Source organism: Kocuria rhizosphaericola (genome assembly GCF_044462205.1).
GTDB classification, from domain to species: domain Bacteria; phylum Actinomycetota; class Actinomycetes; order Actinomycetales; family Micrococcaceae; genus Kocuria; species Kocuria rhizosphaericola.
On sequence record NZ_JBISWK010000096.1, the window covers coordinates 1 to 798 of the forward strand.

At 73.2% G+C, this 798-nt stretch carries 2 protein-coding genes; both read left to right on the forward strand.

Features of this window, described 5'->3' with window-relative positions:
- The first annotated feature begins 165 nt into the window (after nt 1-165).
- On the forward strand, nt 166-327 hold the full coding sequence (locus tag ACH9D2_RS10115; protein ID WP_396362707.1) for a hypothetical protein: 162 nt from the start codon (nt 166-168) through the stop codon (nt 325-327).
- Nucleotides 328-410: 83 nt separating this feature from the next.
- Nucleotides 411-734 (forward strand): DUF6457 domain-containing protein, encoded by a 324-nt coding sequence (locus ACH9D2_RS10120; protein ID WP_396362708.1) that lies wholly within the window; start codon nt 411-413, stop codon nt 732-734.
- The last annotated feature ends 64 nt before the right edge of the window (nt 735-798 follow it).

The following is a 798-nucleotide window of genomic DNA, read 5'->3' on the forward strand; positions in this document are numbered from 1 at the left end:
GCCCGACGACGTGGCCAGGGCCAACCTGGAGGCCTTCATCCGCGGCGAGCGCGAACGCTGAGCCCCTCGCCCGCAGACCCCCGCACCGTCCGCGGGACACCACAGCAGCCCTCCGGCCGCGCACCATCATCCCTGAAGTCTTTCACCTGCGCAGGAGCGACCTCCGTGAAGAACACCGTGCACCCCACCGCTTCGACGTCCCTCCGGACGCTCGAGGGCAGGAGCTTCCAGCTGTCCCCACGAACGGCACAGCTCGACGACGAGTGCGCCGCCACCGGCGGGACGGGAGGGCTGTGCGTGCACTGCACCGGGCCGGAGAGCGACTAGACGGGGGACGCTGACGTGCTGCCGAGCCCGAGGGCCGGCCCACCGCGGAAGCGCTGTTCCCTCACCGACCCGAAGGAGACGACATGGCCGTGCACGACGACAACGCCCTCGACCTGGACCAGTGGAGCCGGCGGCTCACCCAGGCGCTTCAGATCCTCGACCTGAAGGTGGACACCCAGGAGATCCTGCAGCTCGCCCAGCGGGCATCCGGAGCCCTCTCCCCCGGAGCCGGGGCGCTGACCACCTTCTACGTCGGATATGCCGCGGCGCTGGACGCGACAGGGAACCGGGCCGGCAAGACCCCGGACCAGGCGGTGCGCGACGCCGCGGCCACGGCCCTGCGCCTCACCGACGACGGCGACCACGGCGGTCAGGACGGCGTCGGCTGGGCTGCCACGGGCCAGTAGGGGCCGGCGGCGGACGGCGCGCAGCGTGGTCGCCCTGAGCCGGACCCGAGCACGAGCGCGGCCG

Excerpts from the sequence above, each read along its gene's own strand:
- ACH9D2_RS10120 (WP_396362708.1), top strand. The coding sequence starts at position 411 with ATGGCCGTGCACGACGACAACGCCCTCGACCTGGACCAGTGGAGCCGG.